General features: G+C 41.8%; 26 protein-coding genes and 1 pseudogene. 17 read left to right on the plus strand and 10 right to left on the minus strand.

Annotated features, from left to right (window positions below; genetic code table 11):
- The first annotated feature begins 202 nt into the window (after positions 1-202).
- The 3 genes from BC8716_RS22290 (at position 203) to istB (ending at position 2,791) form a co-directional block, all read left to right on the plus strand.
- Positions 203-355, plus strand: a complete 153-nt coding sequence (locus BC8716_RS22290; RefSeq protein WP_157730384.1) for a hypothetical protein — start codon at positions 203-205, stop codon at positions 353-355.
- 127 nt (positions 356-482) lie between these two features.
- Entirely contained in the window at positions 483-2,027 is a 1,545-nt protein-coding gene (gene istA / locus BC8716_RS08880; protein WP_094429138.1) for an IS21 family transposase, read from the plus strand.
- Entirely contained in the window at positions 2,027-2,791 is a 765-nt protein-coding gene (istB, locus tag BC8716_RS08885) for an IS21-like element IS643 family helper ATPase IstB (RefSeq protein ID WP_094429144.1), read from the plus strand. Before istA ends, istB begins: the two co-directional genes overlap by 1 nt.
- Before the next feature lie 239 nt (positions 2,792-3,030).
- Here istB and BC8716_RS08890 read toward each other — a convergent pair whose 3' ends face one another.
- A complete protein-coding gene (locus BC8716_RS08890) occupies positions 3,031-3,951 on the minus strand; it encodes an AraC family transcriptional regulator (protein WP_257007594.1) in 921 nt (306 codons plus the stop codon).
- A gap of 395 nt (positions 3,952-4,346) precedes the next feature.
- Here BC8716_RS08890 and BC8716_RS08895 point away from each other — a divergent pair, with 395 nt between their 5' ends.
- Both BC8716_RS08895 and BC8716_RS08900 read left to right on the plus strand, forming a co-directional pair.
- Positions 4,347-4,601 (plus strand): Atu4866 domain-containing protein, encoded by a 255-nt coding sequence (locus BC8716_RS08895; RefSeq protein ID WP_094429208.1) that lies wholly within the window; start codon positions 4,347-4,349, stop codon positions 4,599-4,601.
- A gap of 34 nt (positions 4,602-4,635) precedes the next feature.
- Complete coding sequence (locus tag BC8716_RS08900; protein ID WP_094424962.1) at positions 4,636-5,370, plus strand: SDR family oxidoreductase; 735 nt, start codon at positions 4,636-4,638, stop codon at positions 5,368-5,370.
- 407 nt (positions 5,371-5,777) lie between these two features.
- Here BC8716_RS08900 and BC8716_RS08905 read toward each other — a convergent pair whose 3' ends face one another.
- Positions 5,778-6,356, minus strand: a complete 579-nt coding sequence (locus BC8716_RS08905; protein ID WP_094424964.1) for an NAD(P)H oxidoreductase — start codon at positions 6,354-6,356, stop codon at positions 5,778-5,780.
- Between the two features lie 232 nt (positions 6,357-6,588).
- Here BC8716_RS08905 and BC8716_RS08910 point away from each other — a divergent pair, with 232 nt between their 5' ends.
- A complete protein-coding gene (locus BC8716_RS08910) occupies positions 6,589-6,975 on the plus strand; it encodes a winged helix-turn-helix transcriptional regulator (protein ID WP_094424966.1) in 387 nt (128 codons plus the stop codon).
- A 503-nt stretch (positions 6,976-7,478) separates the two neighbouring features.
- Here the strand turns inward: BC8716_RS08910 and BC8716_RS08915 are convergent.
- Positions 7,479-8,582: pseudogene (locus tag BC8716_RS08915) on the minus strand (IS3 family transposase).
- Between the two features lie 223 nt (positions 8,583-8,805).
- Between BC8716_RS08915 and BC8716_RS08920 the strand changes: the two are divergent.
- The 7 genes from BC8716_RS08920 (at position 8,806) to BC8716_RS08950 (ending at position 14,839) form a co-directional block, all read left to right on the plus strand.
- Entirely contained in the window at positions 8,806-9,189 is a 384-nt protein-coding gene (locus BC8716_RS08920) for a YwqH-like family protein (RefSeq protein ID WP_094424968.1), read from the plus strand.
- Entirely contained in the window at positions 9,182-9,454 is a 273-nt protein-coding gene (locus tag BC8716_RS08925; RefSeq protein WP_073304564.1) for a YwqI/YxiC family protein, read from the plus strand. The genes BC8716_RS08920 and BC8716_RS08925 overlap by 8 nt, the downstream gene beginning before the upstream one ends.
- Before the next feature lie 144 nt (positions 9,455-9,598).
- Entirely contained in the window at positions 9,599-11,410 is a 1,812-nt protein-coding gene (locus tag BC8716_RS08930) for an LXG domain-containing protein (RefSeq protein WP_094424970.1), read from the plus strand.
- A gap of 79 nt (positions 11,411-11,489) precedes the next feature.
- On the plus strand, positions 11,490-12,272 hold the full coding sequence (locus BC8716_RS08935; protein ID WP_094424972.1) for a DUF6612 family protein: 783 nt from the start codon (positions 11,490-11,492) through the stop codon (positions 12,270-12,272).
- Between the two features lie 178 nt (positions 12,273-12,450).
- A complete protein-coding gene (locus BC8716_RS08940; RefSeq protein ID WP_094424974.1) occupies positions 12,451-13,245 on the plus strand; it encodes a DUF6612 family protein in 795 nt (264 codons plus the stop codon).
- 273 nt (positions 13,246-13,518) lie between these two features.
- The gene (locus BC8716_RS08945; RefSeq protein WP_094424976.1) at positions 13,519-13,977 is read left to right on the plus strand and encodes a hypothetical protein; all 459 of its coding nucleotides are present in this window, start codon (positions 13,519-13,521) and stop codon (positions 13,975-13,977) included.
- Positions 13,978-14,047: 70 nt separating this feature from the next.
- The gene (locus BC8716_RS08950) at positions 14,048-14,839 is read left to right on the plus strand and encodes a DUF6612 family protein (RefSeq protein ID WP_094424978.1); all 792 of its coding nucleotides are present in this window, start codon (positions 14,048-14,050) and stop codon (positions 14,837-14,839) included.
- Positions 14,840-15,064: 225 nt separating this feature from the next.
- Here the strand turns inward: BC8716_RS08950 and BC8716_RS08955 are convergent, their stop codons facing one another.
- From BC8716_RS08955 to BC8716_RS08965, 3 genes are all read right to left on the minus strand, one after another.
- Positions 15,065-16,603, minus strand: coding sequence for a PH domain-containing protein (locus BC8716_RS08955; RefSeq protein WP_094424980.1), 1,539 nt, complete (start codon positions 16,601-16,603; stop codon positions 15,065-15,067).
- Positions 16,603-17,094 (minus strand): PH domain-containing protein, encoded by a 492-nt coding sequence (locus tag BC8716_RS08960; protein WP_011248511.1) that lies wholly within the window; start codon positions 17,092-17,094, stop codon positions 16,603-16,605. Before BC8716_RS08960 ends, BC8716_RS08955 begins: the two co-directional genes overlap by 1 nt.
- A 290-nt stretch (positions 17,095-17,384) precedes the next feature.
- Positions 17,385-18,065 carry a CPBP family intramembrane glutamic endopeptidase gene (locus BC8716_RS08965; RefSeq protein WP_257006038.1) on the minus strand — a complete coding sequence of 227 codons (681 nt, stop codon included), beginning with the start codon at positions 18,063-18,065 and terminating at the stop codon, positions 17,385-17,387.
- 424 nt (positions 18,066-18,489) lie between these two features.
- Between BC8716_RS08965 and BC8716_RS08970 the strand changes: the two genes are divergently transcribed.
- Positions 18,490-18,705, plus strand: coding sequence for a hypothetical protein (locus BC8716_RS08970; protein ID WP_094424982.1), 216 nt, complete (start codon positions 18,490-18,492; stop codon positions 18,703-18,705).
- 275 nt (positions 18,706-18,980) lie between these two features.
- Here the strand turns inward: BC8716_RS08970 and BC8716_RS08975 are convergent, their stop codons facing one another.
- The 4 genes from BC8716_RS08975 to BC8716_RS08990 are packed head-to-tail and all read right to left on the minus strand — an operon-like array spanning position 18,981 to position 22,255.
- Positions 18,981-20,297, minus strand: a complete 1,317-nt coding sequence (locus BC8716_RS08975; protein WP_094424984.1) for a 6-phospho-beta-glucosidase — start codon at positions 20,295-20,297, stop codon at positions 18,981-18,983.
- Positions 20,290-20,595, minus strand: a complete 306-nt coding sequence (locus BC8716_RS08980) for a hypothetical protein (protein WP_094424986.1) — start codon at positions 20,593-20,595, stop codon at positions 20,290-20,292. Before BC8716_RS08980 ends, BC8716_RS08975 begins: the two co-directional genes overlap by 8 nt.
- Positions 20,596-20,653: 58 nt before the next feature.
- Positions 20,654-21,922, minus strand: coding sequence for a PTS sugar transporter subunit IIC (locus BC8716_RS08985; RefSeq protein WP_094424988.1), 1,269 nt, complete (start codon positions 21,920-21,922; stop codon positions 20,654-20,656).
- 24 nt (positions 21,923-21,946) lie between these two features.
- Positions 21,947-22,255, minus strand: coding sequence for a PTS sugar transporter subunit IIB (locus BC8716_RS08990; RefSeq protein ID WP_094424990.1), 309 nt, complete (start codon positions 22,253-22,255; stop codon positions 21,947-21,949).
- Positions 22,256-22,441: 186 nt separating this feature from the next.
- Here BC8716_RS08990 and BC8716_RS08995 point away from each other — a divergent pair, with 186 nt between their 5' ends.
- The 3 genes from BC8716_RS08995 to BC8716_RS09005 are packed head-to-tail and all read left to right on the plus strand — an operon-like array spanning position 22,442 to position 24,769.
- Entirely contained in the window at positions 22,442-22,780 is a 339-nt protein-coding gene (locus tag BC8716_RS08995) for a PTS sugar transporter subunit IIA (protein WP_094424992.1), read from the plus strand.
- Between the two features lie 2 nt (positions 22,781-22,782).
- Positions 22,783-23,868 carry a DUF871 domain-containing protein gene (locus BC8716_RS09000; protein WP_094424994.1) on the plus strand — a complete coding sequence of 362 codons (1,086 nt, stop codon included), beginning with the start codon at positions 22,783-22,785 and terminating at the stop codon, positions 23,866-23,868.
- A gap of 4 nt (positions 23,869-23,872) precedes the next feature.
- Positions 23,873-24,769, plus strand: coding sequence for an N-acetylglucosamine kinase (locus BC8716_RS09005; RefSeq protein ID WP_157730385.1), 897 nt, complete (start codon positions 23,873-23,875; stop codon positions 24,767-24,769).
- Positions 24,770-25,105: the final 336 nt, after the last annotated feature.

A 25,105-nucleotide genomic window follows, 5' to 3' on the forward strand; every position in this document is an offset into this window, starting at 1 on the left:
TACACCGATGCCTCTACAGTCCTTTCAATATGGCTGAAATTAATTTTTTGTCTCTTTCCATTAGCCATTAAAAACACCCACCGAAAAGTTCCCTTCAAAAATTTTTAAAACGGTACGCCGACAAGTACCAGAAACAACTGGATTATGTGATAGCTTTTCTCTATAGTCAGCTAATTTCATGATTGTAGAGGGAGGCTTGGCAATGGACGTATATTATATAAGGCTTTCATTGACGGAAATTAAATTGGACCTTCTTTCTTTTGCTTATCAGGCAGCGACCAGTGGGTTTGATGAAATCGAGCATTCGGGAGAGCAACTAACGGCCATCGTAAAAAAAGTTGATCAGTTGGTGTAAACGCTAGAATAAAGTTGACACTTTTTGATCGATAAGATTTTACACTTTTGCTCAATCAATCTACCTCTTTAGTAAAATAGATCGTGATGTTATTTTACTGGGGGTTAGGATCTTGGAGGAGAAGTTAGTGTTATATATTAAGATTCAGGAATTACATAAGAGAAAGTTTAAAGTAGCGCAAATCGCTAAGGAGCTTAAAATCTCAAGACCGACTGTCTATAAGTACTTAGAAATGACATTCGATGAGGCAAAGGCGTATACTGAACAGCCCTTGGGAAAGAAGAAAAAACTAGATCACTATAAGGACTGGATACTGGCCTGGCTCGAAGAGTATCCCCACCTAAGTAGTGCTCAGATCCATGATTGGCTTTTAGAAAGATACCCCGACCTAGTGGTCGGCGGAAGTACTGTAAGAACATATGTGAGGGGGGTGCGAGAAGTTTATCAGATTGAGAAAAAGGGGATTGTCCGGCAATACGAAGCAGTTCCTGAACAACCAATGGGTAAACAACTCCAGGTAGACTGGGGAGAAACAAAACAGAAAACAGTGAACAACAAGGAAATCAAACTGTACTTTATTGCCTTTGTACTCGTTCACTCGCGACAAAAATATATGGAATGGCAAGCACGTCCATTCACCACAAGAGATGCGATTCGTTGTCACGAACATGCCTTCCAGTTCTATGGAGGACGAACCGAAGAAATTGTCTATGATCAGGATCACTTAATCTCAGTAAGTGAAAATGCAGGTCAACTACTTTTAACAGCTGAGTTTCAAAGCTATGTAAACGAGCGTAAATTCAACGTTCACCTTTGCCGAAGAGCGGATCCAGAATCTAAAGGGATGATTGAAAATGTAGTGAAATACATAAAAGGCAACTTCGCTGACAGTCGTGTGTTTAGAGATATAGAAGATTGGAATGAACGGGCAAGGCAATGGCTCAAGCGTACGGGAAACCACCAGGTTCACCAGACAACGAAAAAAAGACCAGCAGAAGTGTTTCTCCTCGAAAAGCAACACTTACAGCCAGTCTCTTCGTTACTTTCATATGAAAGTACCCATAACCAAAGTATAACAAGAAGTGTTAGTAAGGACAATACGATCCGGTACAAGTCAAACCGTTACTCTGTCCCACTGGGGACTTATCAAAATAGGAGTGAGAATCTTGTGTGGATTGAAATAAGGGAAGAAGATCACAACGCCCTGATCATCCGCAAAGAAGCAAATGGTGAAGTGATTGCCGAGCATAGGATCAGCTCTGAAAAGGGAAAGCTGATTCAAAACCGTCACCATACTCGTGATCGCTCCAAAGGTGTGGAAGAGTTTAAACAACGTCTCCTCTCTCACTTTAAAGATCAGGTTCAGGCAGCTGCCTATTTAGATGAGATTAGCCAAAGATACCCGAGGTATCGGAGAGATCAGTTTACAATTATTCATAAGGTGAGCCAACAATACCCGGCTATAATTGATACTGTTTTGGCCAAGTGCACGACAGAAAAGCTTTACAATGCGAATGACTTTCGCGATATCGCTCATCACCTTGATGCTTTACGAGATGAGCCGATTGAAGAAGCACAATCTTTTTACACGAGTCCGCCAAACCATTCTCATCTCAAAGCCTCTACCCGTTCTCTAAATGCCTATACTAGCATTTTAGGAGGTAGAACATGATGAACAAAACCGTACATGAACTACAAGATCACTTTCGTCAGCTACGCCTAGCAGAGACTGCGGAGGAGCTGCCACAGCTTCTTCGCGAAGCTGAAAAAGCATCATGGACCTACTTGGAATTTTTAGAGTCTCTCACTCGATATGAATTAGCCAAACGCGAAGAGAAAAGCCTTGAGAAAAGAATGAAATGGGCACGCTTCCCTTTCGTGAAGTCATTAGACGAGTTTGAGCTGAAAGGACAAAACGTTCTGACGGCTCGTCAGCTTTCTCAACTCCGAGAATTAAGCTGGCTGGAGCAACACTATAATCTTATCCTTTTAGGGCCTCCTGGCATCGGTAAAACGTATATCGCAATTGGACTTGGACTTGAGGCTGTTTACAGAGGGTTTAATGTTTATTTCGCTACAATGGGTGAACTGGTGCAGCTTCTAAAATCAGAAGAATACCTGAACAAATCTAAAGTTCAGCTTAAGAGAATTAGAAATGCCGACTTAGTGATTATTGATGATTTAATGTATATGGCCATGGACCAGAGAGAAGCAAACCTATTCTTTCATTTAATTAACCATTTATACGAACGAAGTTCGATTATCCTGACATCAAATAAGAGTCCAGATGAATGGGGCAATTTAATCGGAGACCAAGGCATCACCACTGCGATTTTAGATCGCTTACTTCATCGTGTGGAAGTGATCCATGGTAGCGAAGAAGAGAGAAGTCACAGGATGAAAAATCGGAAGAGCATTTTTTCAGCAGATGTGTAAAAAGGAAACGAGCAAAAAGTGTAAATTTCAACTTGACGTCTACAGTTGGATGAAGTTTTGGAAACAATCATAAAGAAAAACGAGATCACGCCAATGATTTATGAGTAAAAAGCCTTCTTCGATCGAAGGCTTTTTATCATTGTCTATCCATAATTGTAGGAAGTGTAGTCCGCTAGAGCCTACCAGCCGTTGAAATGTCGGAAAAAACCTCAGGGCGGGGTTAAGCAGTTTCAACGAAATCAATGTGAATAGATGTCGGACGACCATTTGGAAGAAAGCTGTTTGACATCGCTTATAGGTGGCAAGCCAAACATTCTAGCGTACTCACGGCTGAATTGAGACGGGCTTTCGTAGCCAACTTGAAAAGCGGCGTCTGCTGCCTCTATATTTTCAGCAAATAGCAAGCGCCGAGCTTCTTGGAGCCTGATTAATTTTTGAAATTGTAAAGGGCTCATCGCCGTCACCTTTTTAAACTGACTATGCAAGGCGGATACACTCATATTGACTTCTGTGGCCAATTGCTGGATTCGTAACGGTTTTGAAAAATCATCATAAATGAAACGAATCGCTTTGGCAATGCGCTGTGCATGGCTGCCTAATAGGGCAAACTGTATTAATTGCTCTCCTTGTTCAGCTTGTAACATACGGTAGAGGATTTCACGGATAATTAAGGGAGAAAGGATAGGAATGTCTTTTGGTGTGTCTAAAAGGCGGACGAGTCTTAATACGGCATCAAGTAATGGTTGGCTCGTTTTGTTGACTGATATTCCTCTTTGGGCATCTTTTCGACTCGTCCAAATTTGGTCAGAATCCTTCATAATATCAAGAATTTGATCAGCACTAAAGCTGATTTGCACACTCAAGTACGGTTTTTCAGGAATGGCCTCAACCACTTGGCCGGAAACAGGCAAATGAACAGAAGCGGCTAAGTATGACGAGGCGTCATATTGATAACATTCGCCAGCGAGCAAAACGATTTTCGAGCCTTGTGCAATCAGACAAAGCGATGGTTCGAAAACAGCGTGCACTGGTTCAGTAATTGTGGATGCCCGGATTAATTTCAATGAGGGGATTGATGTCTCGTGTGTTCCATCCGATTTCACATGCTGATTCAGCAGTGAAATCAATTCCTTTTGTTGGTTCAGGGATTCATTATTCAAAATTTTCAGCTCCTTTATTGGAGTCTTCTCAAAGTCGCTTTCGTATCGACATCGTATCATGATTTGTAGGATCAGGCAATTAGAGACGATGAATAGACTACCTTATATCGCTGAAGTTCACCTATACTGATTTTAATTCGTTCGTTAGAAAAAGAAAGGGGTGCTGATTCGGTAGCATTTCTGTCAGATCGTGTACGAACGCATCATGATGATAAGATCTCTTGTTCAAAATGGGTGAGAAGGAAGTGAAAAATGTCGTGAAGCCAATGATTTCTTTGTCCATTATCGTGTTGTTGTTCATTTTTATCGGATGGCAAATGGGAGAAACAGAACAAGAGGACAACGATTTACAGAGTGATGGAATCAATAGCGCAGCCCAGGAGGGAGAAGGCCAAATGGAGCCAAACAGCAAGGACTCACATCCATATGTTGGCATGTGGGTAACAGAAGATGGGTATATTCGTCATGAGCTTTTACCAAATGGTCGTTATGATGAAGCCAGAGGTAATAGACAAAGTGCCTATCAAGGGAGTTATACCGTGACAGATAATTATATTGAATATGTAGACGATACGGGGTTTACGGCAGATGGAGAGTTCATTGATGGCGTGCTTTATCATGCTGGAATGGTCCTTTACCGAGAAGAATGAACGATAGTGATTAAAAAACAAAGGGGGAGTCATTTTGTCGAGTATTAAAGGCAAGGTCATTTTGATTACCGGAGCAAGTAGTGGCATAGGGGAAGCCACGGCAAGATTTCTGGCGGAAAAGGGGGCTCATGTTGTTCTAGGTGCGAGGAGAATAGAGCGGTTAGAGTCTTTAGTAGAAGAAATCGAGCACAACGGAGGATCAGCCGAGTTCCAATCGCTGGATGTAACGAACTTTGAACAAATGCAGAGTATCGTTGGATTTACATTAAGCAAATTTAAGCGCATTGATGTGCTCGTGAACAATGCAGGCATTATGCCATTATCCAATTTAGAAGCCCTAAAAATCGATGAATGGAATCAAATGATTGATGTCAATATTCGAGGGGTCCTTCACGGAATTGCAGCCGCTTTGCCTGTTATGAAAGAACAAGGTTTTGGTCAATTCATTAATATTGCTTCGATTGGGGCCTATTCAGTAACGCCTACAGCAGCCGTTTATTGTGCTACTAAATATGCCGTTCGTGCAATAACAGAAGGCTTAAGACAAGAGGTAGGCAATGACATTCGAGTCAATTTAATATCGCCAGGCGTAACAGAATCAGAATTAGCCGACCATATATCTGACGAAGAGGCAAAGCAATTTATGGTGGAATACCGTCGTAACGCCATTCCTGCTCATTCGATTGCAGCTGCGATTGCCTATGCGATTGAGCAACCAAACAATGTTGATATTAGCGAAATGGTCATAAGGCCAACAGAAAAGGCGTAGGAAAGAAAGTGAGGGAAGGCTTAAACTCACTTTTCATCGTGAAGAGCTGTGAAAACCGCAAAAAGCCAAATTCTCGTGAGGATGACCGGGAATTTGGCTTTTTACTTTCTTTTATGGAAGCGCCTGATGGGTGACTACCAATTAGCTCAAAAGGATATTTTATTTAAACGTTCAATTAAAGTTGGCATATGAAGCAAAAAGGGAAAAGAAGCTGAGTGGACTGCTCAAATTCGTTCGAATGAATGTGGATTTGTTAGTAGTCATCCAAAAAAAGAGCCTATCATGGCTCTTATGTGATTCTGAAATCGATTGTCCGTTGCATAAGCTTTCCCCACCCGTACTTCCAGCACACACTGTTCGCAAAATCAAATTCGTCATGTCTCAGGCAAACTTCAGTTAGTTCGCATTCATTCATCCTTGCCATAATTCAAACCGAAGCGGTAGGCCTTATCCAGCAGCATTTCGTAATGTTCTGGCTTTGAATCGAGTGTCTCATATAAGAATTCAACTTTGGAATTGGAGATACCGCAATAATCGGCAATGCCGACATTGAACAGATGCGTTATCATTTCATCATAATTGCGCTTTTTCATCTGCTCTTTCGAAACGCCAGCCAACCCAAGCCATAACACATGCTGATGGTGAAGGTGGTTCGCACCGTACGCAAACCCATTGTTAAAAACGCGATCAATATACCCCTTTAGCATTGCCGGGAAATGCCACCACCAAACTGGAAAAATAAATGCCAACGCATCATGCTCCTTCAACCGCCTTATTTCCGCCTCTACTTCAGGAGAAAAGCGCTGTTCCGCAACAGTCCAGTCAGGTTCATCTACTCCTTTTAAAACAGGATCAAAACCAATCCTGTGCAAATCCAGTATCTCAGACTCATGACCAGCCTCGGCAAGACCTTGTACGAAACGATCCGCCACTTTAAAGGTCAAGGAATCTTCTCTCGGATGTGAAACAACGGTTAACACGTTCATGTTTATATCGTCACGACCTTTCTCAACAGCTCATTTATAGCCATCATCAATGGCTGATGCTATTATAAACAGTAAGAAAATAATCTGGAAGTACGCACTTTGGAGTGCTATAGGAAGATACAGGTACCATAGGAACATCAAAGTACCCTGGTGCATTTCATGGAAACAGACCTTTGGCATAAAAATGATTGGTTGTTCCAAGCAAACATTGCCTTTTAACGGAGGGGTAAGGATGGCTGAACAGATGAAAAATAACGTTCAAAAGAAGTATCAAGTAGGCGTGGAAGTTGCCTTAGAAGTAATGGGAGGTAAATGGAAGCCGTTAATTATTTACCACTTGATGACAGGGCGGAAACGGACATCTGAGCTTCGCCGGTTAATCCCTGGCATTACCCAAAAAATGCTGACTACTCAGCTCAGAGGCCTAGAAAAGGACGAGATCGTTACCCGGAAAGTTTACAACGAGGTCCCTCCTAAAGTCGAATATGAGTTAACGCCCTACGGCTGGGGACTAAAACCCGCACTCGATCATTTATGCTATTGGGGAGAGGATCACTTGGAAAAGGTGTACGGAGACAAATCGAAGGTTTTGGAAGAGTTTCAGAGCTGTGTAGAGTGAATTTAGGAGTTTAAAAGATAGAAAAGTCTTCGATCGAAGGCTTTTTTTGTTTGTAGAAAATGTGAGGGTGGAGTGTAAAATGATGCCGGCTAATTCATGAGGGGAGAGTGGTGAAATAGTAAAAAAGGAATGTTGGGTTTTATGACCTTATTCACAATAGGGGTAGATATGATTATACAATCAAGAATTTTTTAGGTTAAATGGACAAAAACATTATTCGAAAACGATTAAACGGAATTAAGAACGAGTAAACATACAGCTATCAAAAAATCCATTCATGACAAAAGGGGGTTGTTTTATACCCGCATTCTTATTTAAAATAAAGGGGTATGAAGTAATTTCCATTTAATAGAATGTAAGATTGTTAGCCAAATGTTATCAAGATGGTTTTAGGAAATTGGCATGAAGAAGAGCATCTGGGGTGTGAGGCTTTTTTAGACAAATGGCAAACGATGAAAAGAGTATGTCTAAATTTCAGTGTCTCTTGGATTGTCAACACTAAATCAGACAGCTTTTTTAAGGGACGATCGTTTGTATTCAACCGGGCTTACATAGCCTAGTGTGCCATGAATTCGCAGCTTATTAAACCAGTGAACATAATCACTGAATTCAAGCGTAAGATGCTCTAAACTATCAAACTTCATCTGGCTGATAAACTCTGTTTTGATGATTTTAAATGTGGCTTCCGCCACGGCATTATCATATGGACAGCCTTTCATGCTTAAGGAGCGGCCAATCTGGAAGGCTGCTAACGTTTCGTCAATGAGCTGGTTTTTAAACTCGCTGCCACGGTCGGTATGGAACAGCTGGATATCCCGCAGATCACCTTGAATGGAAGAAAAAGCCCGTGCGACAAGGCTTGCATCTTTGTTTGCTCCTGTGCTGAAGCCAATGATTTCGCGATTAAAGAACGTAATGCCATTTGTTTTTGACTTTGACGTATGTTAAATCACTGACGACTACTTTTTTCGCTTCTGTCTGCTGGAACTCGCGTTTCAATTCGTTTGCCTGTGCTGACTCATTACAGAGAGTTTTCTGCGGCTTGAACTGTGCCACTGTATAGGACGAAACAAGTCCTTGTTCCTTCATGATACGGCCAATACGTCTTCTAGAAGCCGTAAATCCACGCTTGTGCAGTTCGACCTTGATTTTACGCGTGCCGTAGGCACTTCGGTTTTGTTCAAAAATCTCTATGACAGCGCCTGTTACATCATCTTCTGACTGACGCTCTTTGGCCTTATAGTAGTACGTACTACGGGAGATTTGCAGGACGCTGCACATTGCTGATACCGAGTATTTGTCTGTGTTTCGTTTAATGACATTTACTTTCGTCCCATGATCAGCGCGGCTTGCTTTAAAATATCATTCTCCATTCTAAGCTGCTTTAGTTCCTTGCGAAGTTCCAAAAGCGCCTGCTGTTCAGGAGAACGATTGTCTTTCTCTTTAAAAGAACCAGAGGTTTCGTCCTGGTTGATCCATCGGTCAAGAGAGGACGGAGTCAGATCATATTCATCAATAATCGCTCGTTTCGTTTTTCCATTCTGGTACAGCTGTACCATCTGCTTTTTAAACTCGGGCGTGAATGTGCGGCGTTCTCGCTTTGTCATAGTTGGAGCTCCTCATCTGTTTTAAGTCAAGTGTACGTGACCTTAATTTTTCTGTCCAGATAAGTGAGACGCTCCATCTACCCATATCGATGAGGTTGATTTTGCGATGGTCAAGCAAAGCCCAGACTCGCCTCGATCGATAACGGTGTCTGTTGTCGTTTCACTATGAAGATGCAGCGCCTTCGACGAAAGGAGCGAAGGGAAGAAAGGAGAGGAAACCACGGTGCATGAACGAATTGTACGCCTAAAAAGCCGGAACAATGAATTAAGAGCCCGTGTGGGGGAGGCACATGGAAATATAGAACGTTTGGAAACAGCGAGAACGACGATATCCGAAGAGAAGCCGAATGTCCAAGACAACCGTGAAACTTTGACACGCAAGGCTCTCGATGGCGATGAGTGGCGAGGAAACCGCAAAGAAGAGCACGAAGGGTTAAGGGATGACATCAAGGCGAAATTCGATGACGCTGAAAGTCACATTGAGCAACTGCTAGAAGATATCAGGGCGAAGAAAGCACAGCTACAATCAAGTATTGACACGATGCAAAACACGATTACGTTAAACGAATCACTCATAAGAGAAGAGAGGGAAAAAGCCCGTGGCTGAGATTTTATTTGAAAAAAGCGATGTAGAAGAGAAGTTTTCGCAATTGAAAAATGGCGCGAATGAATTCCCCGCCGACCTCGAACTTCCTTCTATTTCAACAAGTGAACTACGCACGGTTGAGCAATTCAAAGAAGTCGAAGAAATGTATCATGAACTGATCATCAGTTATATCGCTGCTTTAGGTAAAGGGGCAGAAACAGCATGGAATAATATCCAAACACTAGGGGAAGCGGATGAAGCCCTTTCGCAAAGTATGGGCTCCTAACACCTAGATGGACTCATTGTTTAAAAGTTGAAGGATCATCCTCATTCATTCACTGAAATTTCATCCTTTTGGATATTAAGAAATGGATGGAAAGAATCAAAACCGTTCACATACAAATCGTTTTAAGAGGGAAGGAGGCCGGAAATGATTCTCGATACGAATGAACTGATTACGGAAATCGAACGTTCGATTGAACAAAAACGAGATCACCGGGACCAATTGCAAACGCTTCAATCCAAAGTAGAAGCCATCTGTCACTTAGAAACCCTCCAAGGAGAGGGAGGCGCAGCGATCAAAGACTACTTCACAACGCTGCACTTGCCTGTACTATTATTCTTCCAACAGTTTATCGAAACGCATATTAGCCAGCTTGAGACGGTGAAAGACAACTTGCTTTCCTATGACGGCGATGCCAATACCCTTGTCCGGACAGAGTTTCTGAATGAAGTGAAGATGGATTTGAACCGTGTCATCAACTATACGAGAGACTCGGCGAACATCATTAACAGCGCATACGAATCGGTGAGTGATCTGATCCACACAGGCCGCTGGGAGTCATCAGCCCTAACCGACAAAGCGAGAGAAGCGAGGGGACAGATTGAAGACGCAGAAGACCACTTAGAGGAAACCGACCAAAACAATCAAACCGTGCTCGAAACTTCCCAAGCAACACTAGAACATCTCGAAGCCTTGGTGCGCAAAGTCGAAGGATGGACGACGAAAGAGGCGATGCTCTCCCAGGAAACAATCGAACAAATTCGCTCGTATTACAATGATTCATCGACTGTGTCTAACTTGATGAACGAAGACCAGATGCGCCCTCTCCTAGACAAAATGCGCACCGGCGAAGAATTAACGCTTACCGAGAAAACGATGGTTTATTACTACATTCAAAATGAATTGGTCGACCAGGAGAAAATGGGCGAAATCGCCAATAAAGTAGCGACTGACAAGGAAGGGCTGGTCGACCACCTCAATGAACACGTCCTTGTATCAACGGAATCGCTAGCCCACGAATTGGAGACAGTCGAGCTCTTTCTCATGAGCCAAGAGTTGAAACCAGGCGGCGTTGACCATTCCATGGAGCTCGCCTACCTGCGCGCCTATGAGGGCCTCTTGAGAAACTACGACCGCTTTATTGCCGAAATGGCCAAAATCGGGAAGTTGGATCCAGAAGTTCATACTGACAAGTTGTTCATGGGAGTAGAGGACATTATTGAAAAGCCGAGTGAGCTGAATATGACCATTTTGGAAACAGACTTTCGAATCGAAATCTTTCCAGAAAATCCATATAATATCACGCGTCAAGAATGGCTCGAACACAACCATTCCATCGGATTCCGGCAGCATAATGTATCAGAAGTGATGTACTTTTATGATGAGGATGCAGGAAGTACGATGGGGAGTTGGGCTCGTCAACAGTTAGGCGCGGATTACGAGAGTCATACTGGGAACTTTATTCTTGCGACAGTTTTTCAAAAAATTGGTGCACTGGCATACGATCAAACATTTGGGAGAGTAGATAATAGGGCTATTAGAGAATTGAAATGGTTTGTAGATAAAGAGAACGCACACGATGAAGAACAAGCCAATAAAGAGGATAAGTTAACATTACGAATGGTTGAAGATACTGCTACGAACTTGGGAATGGAAGTCCAGGTGTCAAACCGCCCGACACCGAACTCGCCCAATCGGAATGAATTAAATGTAGAGCTGTACAAGACTGCGCATACAGAACAGCTTCTTGAACGATGGGAAGAGGTGCATAAACTTGATCCAATGTTTCCTTATCCGAAAGAGGAAATCGAAGCCCAAAATTGGCCAGCAGTCAGTGAAGAACTAAAAAATAATGAAACCTTGTTGCGGCGTGAGCATGAACATGGTGATTTTGATTTTTTTGCATATATTCGCTTGGGTGAAGGGGATCTTCAAGAGAAGTTTGGGGAGAAAGAGTAAAATCATTCAAAGGATTGAACATTTTTTTCGAAGTTAAATAGGGGATACTTAAGGTTAAGAAGTAGAAAGGGCGGTTCAGATGAAGAAAGGTAACCGTATGGTTTTGTCGCATGTTTTTTTGGGAATGCTGGTTTTTCTGCCTGCATGCAGTATGAGCGCTGAAGATGAAGATTTATCAAAAGTAGAAGCGGTTATTGCACAAGTAATTAAGAGAGCTGAAATGGTGAACTCTTATGCACTAGAGTTTGAGGTGCGTGATGATATTGCCTGGGGAGATGGAGACATAAGTTACACTCATTCTATGCTTTCAGGACTTTCATTTTCTAATCCTCAACGTGGGTATTACCAAATGACTGAGGTAGAAGGCAACGGAGAAACAGAAACTACTGTGTTTACAGACGAAATCTATGAAGATGAAGATGCAGTCTATGTAAACTTTAATCAAGAAGGATGGATAAAATCTGAAAGCTATAATAATTATAGCGAGACAGGTTTTGAAGCAATGATTCAACTATTAAAGGAAATAAAGAATATGGAAGAGATAATTATTGAAGAAACTGAGGAGGCTTTTGAAGTTAGCTTTCCTGATATGGCTGAAGTTCTCTATGAATTCTATGACCCAGCGATTTCTATAATGGAGGGTGATGCCTTTGTGGAAACTGGAGTTCCGGAAGCATTTATCAAAATTGACAAAGAAGACTATTCGGTTCGAGAGTTTACGACAAAATTTTTTTATGATGCTAGAACAGGAAGCTCATCAGAAAGAGTGGTTACAATCGAATATCGGTTTGATGATATCAATGAAATTAGAGATATAAAGATCCCCGATGAAGTGATTGAAGAAGCGGAGGCAAATGAGTAGGCGGGGCAGAAAGGGAAAAACTTGGTAGAAGGGGTTATTTGATGCCCCTTACTCTCGCCTTAAAACGGATTAATACACATTCAGTACCTATTAACCTTTCGCATATTAAAGCTAAAGGTAAGGGCAGTATTCATTTGTAAACTGGAGAAACAGGAGGAAGGCAGAAAGGACGATCCAGATGAGAAGAGGCGGACGGAACGCCTTTGTCTATGTTTCTTTCGGGCTAATGTGTTTCATGTCAGCGTGCAACACAGACGCGAAAGAGGATTTAACAAAAGAAGAAGCGATTATTGCGAAAACGATCGAGCAAGCAGAATCCGTTGATTCTTATACAGTAGAAGGAGGGGTATTGGAGGATTTTATATGGGAGGATGGGAGCACTGAATATAACCATCTTCTGGGCACAGTTTCAAGGATTGAATCCCTTCAACTCGCATACAATCAATATAGACAAGAATATAGTACTGGGGAAATAAAAACAACGGTGTTTACGGGTCAAATCTATCAAAATGAAGATGACGTTTATATAAATGTAGACGATGAGGGATGGAAAGCAAGGTCTGATCCTGATCGCTTTGAATATGAATACACCGATTATGAAGCGGCTATTACGTTTTTGGAGCATGTTGAAAATATTGAAGAAATGAGGATCGATGAAACCGAAACGGAGTATGAAATTCGCTATGCCGAACCAGATGAATTTCTTTATCGGTTGAACGAGCCTCCTTCCGAGGCAACAAAAGATGGCATTACCTTTGAAGAGAACGGAAGTCCAGAGGTGTTTCTCAGAATTAATAAAGGGGATTATACCGTGCAAGAGTTTACGACGAAGTTTTTTTATGAAGACAAGAACGGTGGAAAAGCGAAAGGCATTACTACGTTGGAATCTCTTTTTGCTGATATCAACAAAATAGAAGCTGAGGACCTCGAAATTCCGGAGGAAGTAATTGAAGAAGCAGAGCAGAATAAATAGGCTAGGATCGACCCGTCATTCTCCTTAAAAGGAAACACACCGAATGTGTAGGTGTGTTTCCCAATACATTTAACATCTGAATTTTTACGAAAAAATAAGTGAATTAAATATAACGGGTTTTATGGCTTAGCGTTAGCAGTTGTATCACAAATCGCAATGAATTACATACATAGCAATATGGGACAGAGGATACTAAGTGCTTCCTGAAGATGGAACTAAGTATACAAGTTTGATAATACACTTCCCTGTCATTAAAGGGAGGGGGACAGTAATGTGAAAAAGTTGATATATTGCTTATCCTTATTGATATTGGTAGGGTGCAGAACTATTACCGAAGAGGACTTGATTGGTGGTACGTGGGTAGCGACCTCGGGCTATGTTGATGGAGAGGCAACGGGAGAGCCTGATTGTGGCCAGTTTGCTTTAGGAATGCGGTTTGTGGATGAAAAAACCCTTTTTGCAGGGGAACCCGGTGAAGAAGAGGCGTTTGAATATGAGATTCGGGACGAAATAGATTCTTACGGCAAAGAGCGTCGTTTCATTGAATTTTTTAATGTAACCCGTAAAGAGGAGGCACTCAAAGAGAAATCCGAGGATGAAGTGCCAAAGGGAATGTATTCTTTCGGCTCGTTTGCGATTGAAATGGACGGAAAGGATGCCTTTGATATGGAGGTACTTCCAGGGAAATCAAAGGGGAGTCATTGCTACATGGAACGTCAGGAGAGGGAGTGACGTTCCTGTATCTACATGAAGCAATAAGGTTGGTTCATTTAACGTTGAAATGAACGAAAGGACGATCCAGATGAAAAGAGGCGGACGGAACGCCTTTGTCTATATGTTTTTTGGACTGTTGATTTTTACGTCAGCGTGCAGTATGGTCGCTGAAGATGAGGATAAGACGAGAGAAGAAGCAATTATTGCCCAAGCGATCGCGCAAGCCGAATTGGTAAACTCTTATGAAATCGAGGGAGGAGTTTTTAATGATATTACCTGGGAAGATGGAAGAATGGAATACACATATTATTTGTTTTCGGCGATCGAGACTTCCGAACCCCAACGTACACATGCTCATTTAGAAGAAAAACAGGGAGATGGAGACACAGAGATCACTTTGAGTACAGAGGAAATTTACGAGAAAGGAGAGGACATCTATGTCAATTCTGATGGTGAAGGCTGGAAAAAAACGAGTAACTCAGCGAATTATGAATATGAGATGACAGAACATGAAGTGGCAATTAGGTTGTTGGACAGAATAGAGAACCTGGAAGGCGTAAACGTTGAAAAGACGGATGAGACTTATGAATTTAGCTACTATGAAGCCGATGAAACAATTTATGATATCTATAAGCCAACTTCTTCCGAAACTGTGAACGGTACAACTTTTGTGGAGACTGGAAGTCCAAAAGCGTCTTTGGCAATTGATCAAACTGATTACACGATACGGGAATATACAATCAAATTTTTTTATGAAGATGAGGCGGGGAGCTCAGCAGAGAGTGTACTTACAGTAGAATACCATTTTTACAATATTAATGAGATTGAAGACATTGAAATTCCAGATGAAGTCATTAAAGAAGCGGAACAAAACGAATAGCAAAAATGAAGACGCGATACATAGGGAGTAAGGCTAACAGCCTGCTAAAAGAAGTCACTTGAAAGGTCAACCAATGGCGAAATCGCATCTCCGGCCAACAAAAAAACGCACCAAGTCGGTATGGTGCGTTTTTCCGTTAGATTTAGTGGCTACGCGATCCTGCCTACACTGTTATTCTTCAGCAGTGTTTTAAACATCACTTATTGTTGGTAGGTAAGTTTACCGCTATGAACAAGTTTCCCCGCTGTATGGTTGCTTTTCAACGGTAATGTCATCTTCCCGTCCTCTGTACCATTGTAAAAATAAGTGGGCCAGTTCGACCGGCACATCATCGATTCCTGAATGGCGCACGGGATTTCCTCGATTGGTTGTCTCAATCGAGGCGAGACCCAACCTTTTTTGGAGGACGTTTCGAGTGATCTTTGCTTTAATAACTTTTTCTCGTTTTGAGACGAATAAAGAGGTCGTGAACGCGCCTGTTTTAAACTGGATAAAATGGTCGTTGATCGCATAGCGGGTATGGAAAAAATCGAACAACCTTGCGATCAATAGATAAACCAAAAGGGCTGCTGATACGATTATCCAGGACTGCTCTATATTGAAAATGGCAGGTTTAAAGTAAAATAAAGCACCGGTGGCAAGGAGCCAGAACCAACTTGGCCGCAATATGCGGAGCCACAAGGATTTTGTTGGAAGACGAGTCATTTCTGTTGTAATCGTGTAGGACGGTAACATGTCTGATATCATCTCATAGGCTTTGTTTACTGGGAGAAACGGATAGAGCGTATTTTTTTCGAGTGCCTCTTCTCCAGAACGTAGCCCCCCGGCACTTGTTAGTTTGACTTCTGCAAGTCCGAGGAGTCTTTTTATCATGGACTGTTCTATTTCAATGGCTTGTACCTTGTCTTTGGCAATGGAAAAGGCAGTTTCGTCGATAACGCCTCTGTTAATGTAAATATGATTGGCATCTGAAGCGATTTCGTACTTTCCATACTTCACATACGTTCGAATGAGTCCAAAGATCGTCGAGGCGACTATGAGCACGATGATGATGACGGCTACAATCCACCAGGAACTTGCTAGTTTGTTGATCAGTCCTTCTGTCGTATCCTCGACATGAAAAAGATCATTGATTTTAAAATAAAATGAACCAATTAAAGGAATGAGCACCAAAAAACTTAAAGACGTAGCAGATGCTTTTAGAATGTCTCTTTTTGTCGGTTGGAAATGAATCGTTCGCTCTTGAGCGGGATCCCTGGGATGCGCTTCTTCGTCATTTGGATCATGTGATGGATGATTCCAACCGTCTAATTCCTCGTCAGTCGCCCTTTTGATGTGTGCTTCTATCTGTTCAGCTTCTGTTTTTGATAGAACTTCAAATTTTATATTGGCATTTTCCCCTGTCATCGCGATTTCAAAATGAATCGAAGTCCTTTTAAAGATGCGATGGAGGAACGAGGTGTGACGGTTGATGTTTTTGATTTTTGAAAACGGAATCGTTTGTTCGGTTTTGCTGAAAAGGCCTTTGTAAAGGTGGAATGACTGATCATCCAATTCGTATTTATGGGTCACCCATTTATAGATAATCGAGAAAAGGGTCAATCCAACTATGATCCAGAAAGCCATTCGCCCGTATTTGATGAAGGCAGATTCGGAACCGGCCATGATGACGTATAAATAAATGACAAAGAAAAAAGCATTCCGTACAAGGTTGATCAAGTGAAAAAGCATCGTATATGGAGAATAACGCTTTGCTTTTGTCATTACTCCACTTCCTTAATTCTTGCATATTGGGCAATTTGATTCCGCAACTCAACTGCCGCTTCTTTTGGCAAGGCAGGTATGGTGTGAGACGATCCCATCGTTTCCACGGAAACGGAACAGAGTCCATATTTTCTAAGAAGCGGGCCTTGCTCGGTTGCGACCGATTGGATTTTTGTCATCGGGACAAGTTCATGGGTTTCTTTTAGTGCACCTGATTTTAGTTGTAAATATGCTTCATCGACATCATAGCGCCAATGTTTGTAAAGCAAGAAGGGGCGAATCACTGACCAAATCCAGCCGATAATCGTTAACACGGTCGCCCCGATTAAGAGCCATCCAACCCATTCTTTCCATAAAAAACGATCATCAAGGTAAAAAAGGATTCCCAAGATGATGAGAACGATCATATTGCCAATCGCGTCACTGATAAGCCAAACCTTGATTGCATCCTTCGATAAACGTTTCTGAGGTGCGTTTATGGGGATACTCAAACAATCACCACCTATATTCTCTGCCTATTATACATCGCTTTGAGTGATGGTTCATCCATCTTGATATGACTCGCTATTTTTTATAAATTAAAACCCCTTGATAGAAATTAGAATCAACTGTGTGTTGATTGGCAATAGACAGTTTAGTAATGCGAATGGATGTATGAATTAGCACAGTAAGCTACTTGTAAATTAGATAGGTAAAATACCATTTTCCACAAAAAAACACTCAGAATGTTTCACTTCTGAGCGTAATTGAAATCAATAAATACTTTTTCAACAATCGCGCCCTACTTCAGTAGACCGCTTAAATTATCATTTCTTTTTCTTTTATTTAACACGAGCAGGCTTGTAATTAGAATTAAATTAGCTATGGAAACAATAATACTGCCTTCAAATTTATATGTGCCACCTGAAATCAACAAACTTCCTTGAAAAGTATTGATTAGAAGGTTTGGATAATCACCTGCTAAAGAAACGCCACCCAATATAATTGCCCCAACTGTATTCCAAATGAAATGGATAATTATTGGTGCCACTATTGTTCCTGTATACTCTAAAAGTAACGTTACAAATATGCTCATCGAAATAACATTAATCACTGGGATAATCCCTGCTTCAAATGCGCCCCCATGCATCACGGTGAATAAAATTGTTGTTAAAATGGTTGCCACAATAACATTATATTTATGTTTCCATAATTGATATAAATACCCTCTTACCAACAATTCCTGCATGGCAACATTCAACAGTGATGCCAAAATCCAAATCCATATGTAATCAACACTGTTTTGACCCTGTATATTCATAGTTTTTGTAAGTAAGAAGACAGTTACTACACTCCCTAACCACAAGACACCTAAAACAATACCTATTAAAGAACTTTTTAAGAATCTTGGAGCTACAGGAATTGTAATTTTACACTTTTCTACAATAAAAACGAAGACAACTGACAATAAAACCACTACCACAAGTGGTGTAAACTCCCACCATAACCGTAAAAACGCCTGACTGTTTGTATGTATATCAGGCGTAAATGATATTAAAATGGCCCAACTCAAAAAAATATAATGGTTTTTAAAATGGTACTGGCTAACTTTTTCATTATTAATTCCTCTTTTCTACCTAAGACAAACTGTGCAGTAATCTTTGCTGAATATCATACTTTTAATAGCTTAACACAAAAACAATATTTCTCTAAAATGGATAGCAAAAAGTACTGAGGAATAAGGGGAACCGTCAAAGTCAACCAAATGCCTGAACAGGAAGAACGGATCAAGAGATGTAAAGAAACCCAAAAACTTGCGATGGAGAACGATATTTTAAAGCGAGCCGATCAGCATAGTCATGGTCTTTATCAGCGGATGGACGCTTGGAGCGACAGGGAACGCGGTGATGGATGAACCGATTAAAATTAGCCAATTACTAGAAGCCGCTATTGCTTACGTGCTAGCCCTTTTTGCCATCATTGGCCTCGAGGCTCTCTTTGTCGGGGTCTTCCCACGAGCGACCATAGGATTAAAAATATATATAGAAGCAAATGAGGAAAACAAGCCCTTGAAGGCAAGAGTTCTCTATATGTGTCGCACTCTATGTGGTTGTATCGATTGAAATTGGCTCAGGCTTTAGTATCTCATTCTTTGCAAGTCGGTGGATGTTGAAATTGGGAACAGGTGGTGCGCCTGATAACTTATGCCGATTTATCCATTTAAAAAGTGCAGAACCTGTAAAGGATATAACAGAGTTCTGCACTTTATTGATAGTTGAGGCAACCTGGACAGTTACGATTGTTTATAATTCAATGCTCGGCATAAGTAGGGGCAGGAGGCCCGCTGAAGGAAGAGGTTGTTGATTGAAATCCTCCTGCCCAGAAAGGGGGAATCTCACTAGTGGAATTGGGGCAAATCCGTTTTGTGCGCTTCTAGCATTTCATCCAATATTTCTTTTGCCTTTACGTCGCTCGTAATTAGCGGGTTGATGCAAAGAGCCAGTAATGCTTGTTCATAAGAACCTGTAACGGCCGCTTCAATCGCTACTAACTCAAACGATTTGATTTGTTGGATAAGGCCATTGATCGAGTATGGAAGTTCCCCTACAGCTAATGGAATAGGCCCCTGCTTTGTGACAATGCAGTTAACTTCAACGATTGTATCATTAGGGAGATTGGTAATCGCCCCTTCATTGCGGGTGTTGAGTGTTTGGACATCCCCTTTATCGTTGTAAATGGAAGAAATTAAATTACACGCAGCATCACTGTAATAAGCGCCTCCGCGTTTTTCGAGCTGTGGTGGCTTTATGTCAAGGGCAGGGTCTTTATAGAGTTCGAACAATTCATCTTCTAATTGCTTAACGACTTCGGCGCGTGTCTTACCTTGTTTAAACTCTTCCAATTCCTTTTGTAAGATTTCGTTCGTTTTGTAATAATAGCGATGATACGGGCTCGGTATGCAGCCAAGCGCCTTCATAAACGCTTTCTCCCAAGGGAGTGGGATGATGTTTTTCATTGTTACTTCATGAGCGGGATCTGTTACTAAGTCGATGACGTCATTCAATCTCGATTCACCATTTACATGGACGTCAAGGCCGTAGGACATATGGTTTAGCCCAGCAAATGTGATCGCCAATTGGTCAGGGGGGACGTCTAATAATGTCGCTATGGTCATTTTCGTGTTGATCGGTACATTGCAGACGCCGATGATTTTTTTGTGTTGACTATATTTCATGACCGCTTCTGTGACGATCCCAGCAGGGTTGGTAAAGTTGATGAGCCACGCATTTGGGCATAGTTCGTGCATTTGTTCGGCGATCTCTAATAAGACGGGAATGGTTCGGAGTGCTTTAAATAAACCACCTGCCCCATTTGTTTCCTGGCCGATCATCCCGTGTTTTAATGGAATGCGTTCGTCTTTAATCCGAGCCTCTAATAAGCCAACACGCATTTGTGTTGTAACAAAATCGGCGTCTTTTAATGCTTCTTTTCGGTCAAAGGTTGTATAAATAGTTATGGGAAGGCCCGCCTTTTTCACCATTCGCTTCGCCAAGTTTCCGACAATCTCCAGTTTTTCTTTTCCTTTTTCTATATCAACTAGCCACAGTTCACGAACGGGAAGTTCTTTATGGCGCTTTATTAATCCTTCAACGAATTCAGGTGTATAACTCGATCCCCCGCCAATCGTTACAATTTTAATGCCTTTCTTACCCAAGCAGATCGCCTCCAAACACAAACGTCATTAATGCGCTCGTAGCAAAGCCGACAATAATGGCGATGCGTATTCTTTGTCTATTTAATCGTTTGTCAGTTGTTTTTCCGTCAATTTTCGTTAGCACAATGCCTATTCCAATAGCTGCAGAAATTCCTGCGCTTAGAAAGGCACTCATCGTTTCAGAAAGGTGAATGTATTTGAGTGGAATGGAAAGGAGAAGCATTCCGAAAAACAAGATCAACATAAAGACGAAAACACCTTTAGGGCTTATGCGAGGAATTAATCTTGATTGCTCCACAAGACAACCTCCTAATGACCTAATGAGGGGATCGGAAGGATCCCCTCAGGCCCGTATTTTATTGCTCTTCGTTTTGTTCCATAGCAAGCATTTTTTTGTCGTAGATACGTAGAAATGGCAAATAAATCACGACAGATATGGCAAGGTTTACTAGGACAAGAATAATGGAACGCCAGTCGCCACCCGTCGCTAAATAGGCGCCTATTGGGGCCGGGAGTGTCCACGGTGCTTTTATAAATGTAGGCGATACAAGGCCAACAGAAGTCGCTAAATAGGCAATGACGGCTGTAATGATTGGCGTGATAATAAACGGAATCACTAAAATCGGATTTAATACGATAGGCAAACCAAAAATAACGGGTTCATTAATATTAAAAATACTTGGTACGGCAACGGTTCTACCTAGACTTTTTAAATACTTGGACCGTGCAAAAATCAACATGACAATGACTAGGCCTAACGTTGCGCCGGAGCCGCCAATCCATATAAACCATTGATATAAAGGTTCTGGGGCGATATGCGGAAGTTCACTTGCGCCTGATGCGACAGCTTCGCCATTTTTTAATAAGTATGTTTCCCATAGTGGGCGGGCAACGGAACCGACAACGGACACACCGTGAATCCCGAAAGACCAGAAAAATGTAATTAAAAATACGGGTACTAATACCCCAAATAAACTATCGCCAGCTGTAACGAGTGGGACTGTTAATTTCTCCACAAGGGCATGCAAATTGACGCCCATAATGATCGTGATGAGTGTCATGAGCATAATCACAATCGCCACAGGTATGAGCGCTTCGAATGAACGACTGACGGACGCGGGCACTGCCTCGGGAAGCCGAATTGTTATATTTCTTTGTTTACATATCCTAAAGATTTCGACAGAAAGAATCGAAACGATGATCGTTACGAAAAGCCCACTTCCACCTAGATATTGCATCGGCAGCACAAAGCCTAACTCTTCGACAACAGAGGGAGTAATGGTCAACAGCAAGGAAGCGACTGCGATTTGACCACCAGACAATGGGTCGACTTTATAAGATTGTGCCAAGTTATAGCCGATGCCGAACGCCACGTATAACGACATAATAAACATGGTCATTCGATAAGGAATTAAGATTTGATCGGCGTTTTCCGTCGCCCATTGAGTTATTCCCCACGATTCGGGCAACGGAGGGAACGCAATAATTAAGAAGAATGAACCGACGATAATAAATGGCAAGGAGGAGACAACTCCATCGCGTACAGCTAAAAGATGCCGCTGTTCCGCGAGCCTTGCCATCGGGTTAGATACTCTCTTTTCCAAGAAATCAATGAATTTCCCCATGACGTTAGCCTCTCTTTTTCTTCTTTATTTCACTAATTCTTGAAGCGTTTTCAACAATGTCGGTCCGCCGAGTGGCGTATAGGCTTGGGGTGGAATTGGCCCACAAGGAACCCCGTGTGCATCCGCTTCTTTTTTAATGTTGTCAAAACGATGTTTGATTTGCGGCGCCACCATCACGACATCCCAGTTGTTTTCTAGCTCCGCTGCCACTTCACTTGAGCCAATCGCTTTTACTTCCAGGGCTTGTCCATGTTTTTCTGCTTCTTTCTTCAGGGTGTTGACGACGATCGCGCTAGACATGCCACCAGAACATACAAACAATACTTTTGTCATTTCCAATCATCTCCTTCATGATTTTAAACTGTGAAGTTGTCTTTTGATTGTTTCTTGAAAAGGTTTTCACTTACATGTATTATAGGGTTAATGAAATAAAAATTCAATATAGTTATAGAGAAAAGCTAATTTAAATTTCGTATTATGTTTTTTTAATGAACGAAGGACATGTGAGGAGGAGTTTCGATGAACGTAGAGGTGGAAATATTCAACATAATTTCGAACGCAGGTGATGCAAAATCGATTGCTTATGAAGCGTTAAAATTAGCGCAAAACAACGATTTTCATTTAGCGAATGAGAAATTGGAAACAGCCAATAAAACGTTAGCAAAAGCACATAATACCCAGACAAAATTGATTCAAGCAGAAATCAATGGGGAGCATGTGGAACAGTCTTTGTTAATGGTCCATGCGCAAGACCACTTAATGGCGGCTATTAGCGAGATGTCATTAATTGAACAGATGATCGCCATTCTCCGCAGAGTAGCTCAATTAGAAGAGAGAGCGGAAAGTGAGAGTGTGTAAACATGCAGCAGCTAGGGATATCGATTTATCCAAATCATTCAACAACAGAAAAGGACAAACAGTATATACACGTAGCAAACCAATACGGGTTTACACGTGTGTTTACCTGTCTATTATCAGTAGAACAAGACAACATTTTAGCTAGTTTCAAAGAGACGATTCACTATGCCAAACAGCTTGGGATGGAGGTCATATGCGATATCAATCCACGTGTATTCAAGGATTTGGGTATTTCCTATGACGATCTCACTTTTTTTAAAAACCTTGGAGCGGATGGTATCCGGTTAGACCTTGGTTTTACTGGAAACGAAGAGTCAATGATGACGTTTAATCCTCATGGGTTGTTCATAGAAGTAAACATGAGCAATTCTACGAAATACATTGACAATATTTTAAGTTTCCAGCCCAACCGCAATAAGTTAATTGGTTGTCATAATTTTTACCCTCATCGCTATAGTGGATTGTCCTATGATTTTTTTATAGAATGCAGTGAGAAGTTTAAGAAATATGGATTAAGGACGGCTGCTTTTGTCTCTTCACAAGCGGCAACGTTTGGGCCGTGGCCAATTGTCGAAGGATTGCCGACACTAGAAATGCATCGTGGTTTGCCCATTGACGTTCAAGCGAAACATTTGTTTGCCACGCGGTTGATTGATGATGTCATTATAGGCAATGCCTACGCATCTGAAGAGGAACTTAAGCGTTTAAGCCAAATAAACAAGGAGAAACTGACATTTAATCTAGAACTCGTTGACTCCGTGAGCGCTCTTGAGAAAAAAATTCTATTTGATGAACCCCACTTTTATCGAGGCGATGTTTCTGACTATATGATCCGCTCTACCCAAAGCCGCGTTAAATATAGAGGGGAAGCTTTCCCACCCCACAATACAACAGACATAAAAAGAGGGGATGTCGTCATAGAAAGTGAATTATATGAACAGTATGCCGGTGAATTGCAAATTGCTTTAAAGGATATGAACAATTCTGGCCGGACAAACGTTGTTGCGAGAATCAGAGAAGAAGAGATTTTCTTAATTGATTCCTTAAAGCCATGGGACAAATTTGCCTTTTCAGAATGGGATGGGTGAGAAAATGTACGTGATCGGGCTTGACGCAGGCGGCACGAAAACACACGGGGCTGTAATGGATCAGGAGCAAAACATTCATTTCTCGGTCGAGACAGGGCCAGGAAACGTAGCTGTTGATAGCGAAAAAGCAAAAGAACAAATAATGGCTGCCATACAAGCTTGTATAAAAAGTAAGTACGGCAGTCTCTGTAAAGCGATTGTTTTAGGGATCGCTGGAATTGAAAAAGGGCATTTAAAAAGCGAATTTAAAACATTGGTTGAACAACAATTCCAATTGCCTGCATTGATTTTAAACGATGCCGAACTTGCGCTTTATGCCGTTCTCGAAGGCGAAAATGGGATACTGGCGATCGCAGGCACCGGCTCTGTATTGATTGGCAAAAAGGATTCAACGATCAAAATGGTTGGCGGTTGGGGGCATCTGCTCGGGGATGAAGGAAGCGCTTATCACATCGGAATACAAGCGTTAAAGCAATTAGCCTCGGAAATCGAGCAGGGGAACATTCAAACCAAATTGGCCAAGGCTTTGGCTACTCAGTACCAATTACCCGACGCATCAGCGATAAAGGAGTTTGTTTACTCTTCCACCAAAAAAGAAATTGCTGACATCGCCCTATTTGTGTATCGACGTGCACAAGACGATACAGATGCAAAAAAACTATTGGAACAAGCAGGAGAAGAACTAGCCCAGCAAGCCATTCGGTTAGTTAAACAACTTGAATTAGAAACATCGGCGATTCCGATCATAGTAAAAGGGAGTTTATTAGAGAAAAACGAATTTGTGCGCCACCATTTTGCCGAAAAGCTAAAACAATGTTCAACGGGCATTTCGATTGTTTGTAAAAACCGACCAACCGTAACAGGCGCTTTGCATGCATGGAAGAATTCAAACCATGATTAAATAGGACCAACTTTTGTGCCCGGGCCGCTTCTTTATAGGTTAACCGTTTCAAGAGACAATGTTTATGATTGGACCCCAAGGGAAGCGATCACCTCCCTCAATAAAGTTTAATTTTCTTTCGAATACTCACGTATTCTTAGAATTTCATATACAAGCTAACCAGCTGCCCCCCCCACTAGATAACATGCCTTGGATATAGTTAGCACAAATTTTAATTTTTTACAGGGCGTGGACCATCCTAACGCCCAAACTGGATGTGTTTGGAAATTAGAGTATGACCGTGCTTCGTCGAACTCTCCACACAGCTCACGGTCGCTCACCCTCCCATGTCTCTCT

It is taken from the genome of Shouchella clausii (assembly GCF_002250115.1).
GTDB classification, from domain to species: domain Bacteria; phylum Bacillota; class Bacilli; order Bacillales; family Bacillaceae_D; genus Shouchella; species Shouchella clausii.

Bases quoted from the DNA above. Each gene is read 5' to 3' on its own strand.
- BC8716_RS22290 (WP_157730384.1), top strand. From the start codon at position 203: ATGGACGTATATTATATAAGGCTTTCATTGACGGAAATTAAATTGGAC.
- istB (WP_094429144.1), top strand. From the start codon at position 2,027: ATGAACAAAACCGTACATGAACTACAAGATCACTTTCGTCAGCTACGC.
- BC8716_RS08895 (WP_094429208.1), top strand. From the start codon at position 4,347: ATGGAGCCAAACAGCAAGGACTCACATCCATATGTTGGCATGTGGGTA.
- BC8716_RS08905 (WP_094424964.1), bottom strand. From the start codon at position 6,356: ATGAACGTGTTAACCGTTGTTTCACATCCGAGAGAAGATTCCTTGACC.
- BC8716_RS08910 (WP_094424966.1), top strand. From the start codon at position 6,589: ATGGCTGAACAGATGAAAAATAACGTTCAAAAGAAGTATCAAGTAGGC.
- BC8716_RS08930 (WP_094424970.1), top strand. From the start codon at position 9,599: ATGATTCTCGATACGAATGAACTGATTACGGAAATCGAACGTTCGATT.
- BC8716_RS08935 (WP_094424972.1), top strand. From the start codon at position 11,490: ATGAAGAAAGGTAACCGTATGGTTTTGTCGCATGTTTTTTTGGGAATG.
- BC8716_RS08940 (WP_094424974.1), top strand. From the start codon at position 12,451: ATGAGAAGAGGCGGACGGAACGCCTTTGTCTATGTTTCTTTCGGGCTA.
- BC8716_RS08950 (WP_094424978.1), top strand. From the start codon at position 14,048: ATGAAAAGAGGCGGACGGAACGCCTTTGTCTATATGTTTTTTGGACTG.
- BC8716_RS08955 (WP_094424980.1), bottom strand. From the start codon at position 16,603: ATGACAAAAGCAAAGCGTTATTCTCCATATACGATGCTTTTTCACTTG.
- BC8716_RS08970 (WP_094424982.1), top strand. From the start codon at position 18,490: ATGGATGAACCGATTAAAATTAGCCAATTACTAGAAGCCGCTATTGCT.
- BC8716_RS08985 (WP_094424988.1), bottom strand. From the start codon at position 21,922: ATGGGGAAATTCATTGATTTCTTGGAAAAGAGAGTATCTAACCCGATG.
- BC8716_RS08990 (WP_094424990.1), bottom strand. From the start codon at position 22,255: ATGACAAAAGTATTGTTTGTATGTTCTGGTGGCATGTCTAGCGCGATC.
- BC8716_RS08995 (WP_094424992.1), top strand. From the start codon at position 22,442: ATGAACGTAGAGGTGGAAATATTCAACATAATTTCGAACGCAGGTGAT.
- BC8716_RS09000 (WP_094424994.1), top strand. From the start codon at position 22,783: ATGCAGCAGCTAGGGATATCGATTTATCCAAATCATTCAACAACAGAA.
- BC8716_RS09005 (WP_157730385.1), top strand. From the start codon at position 23,873: ATGTACGTGATCGGGCTTGACGCAGGCGGCACGAAAACACACGGGGCT.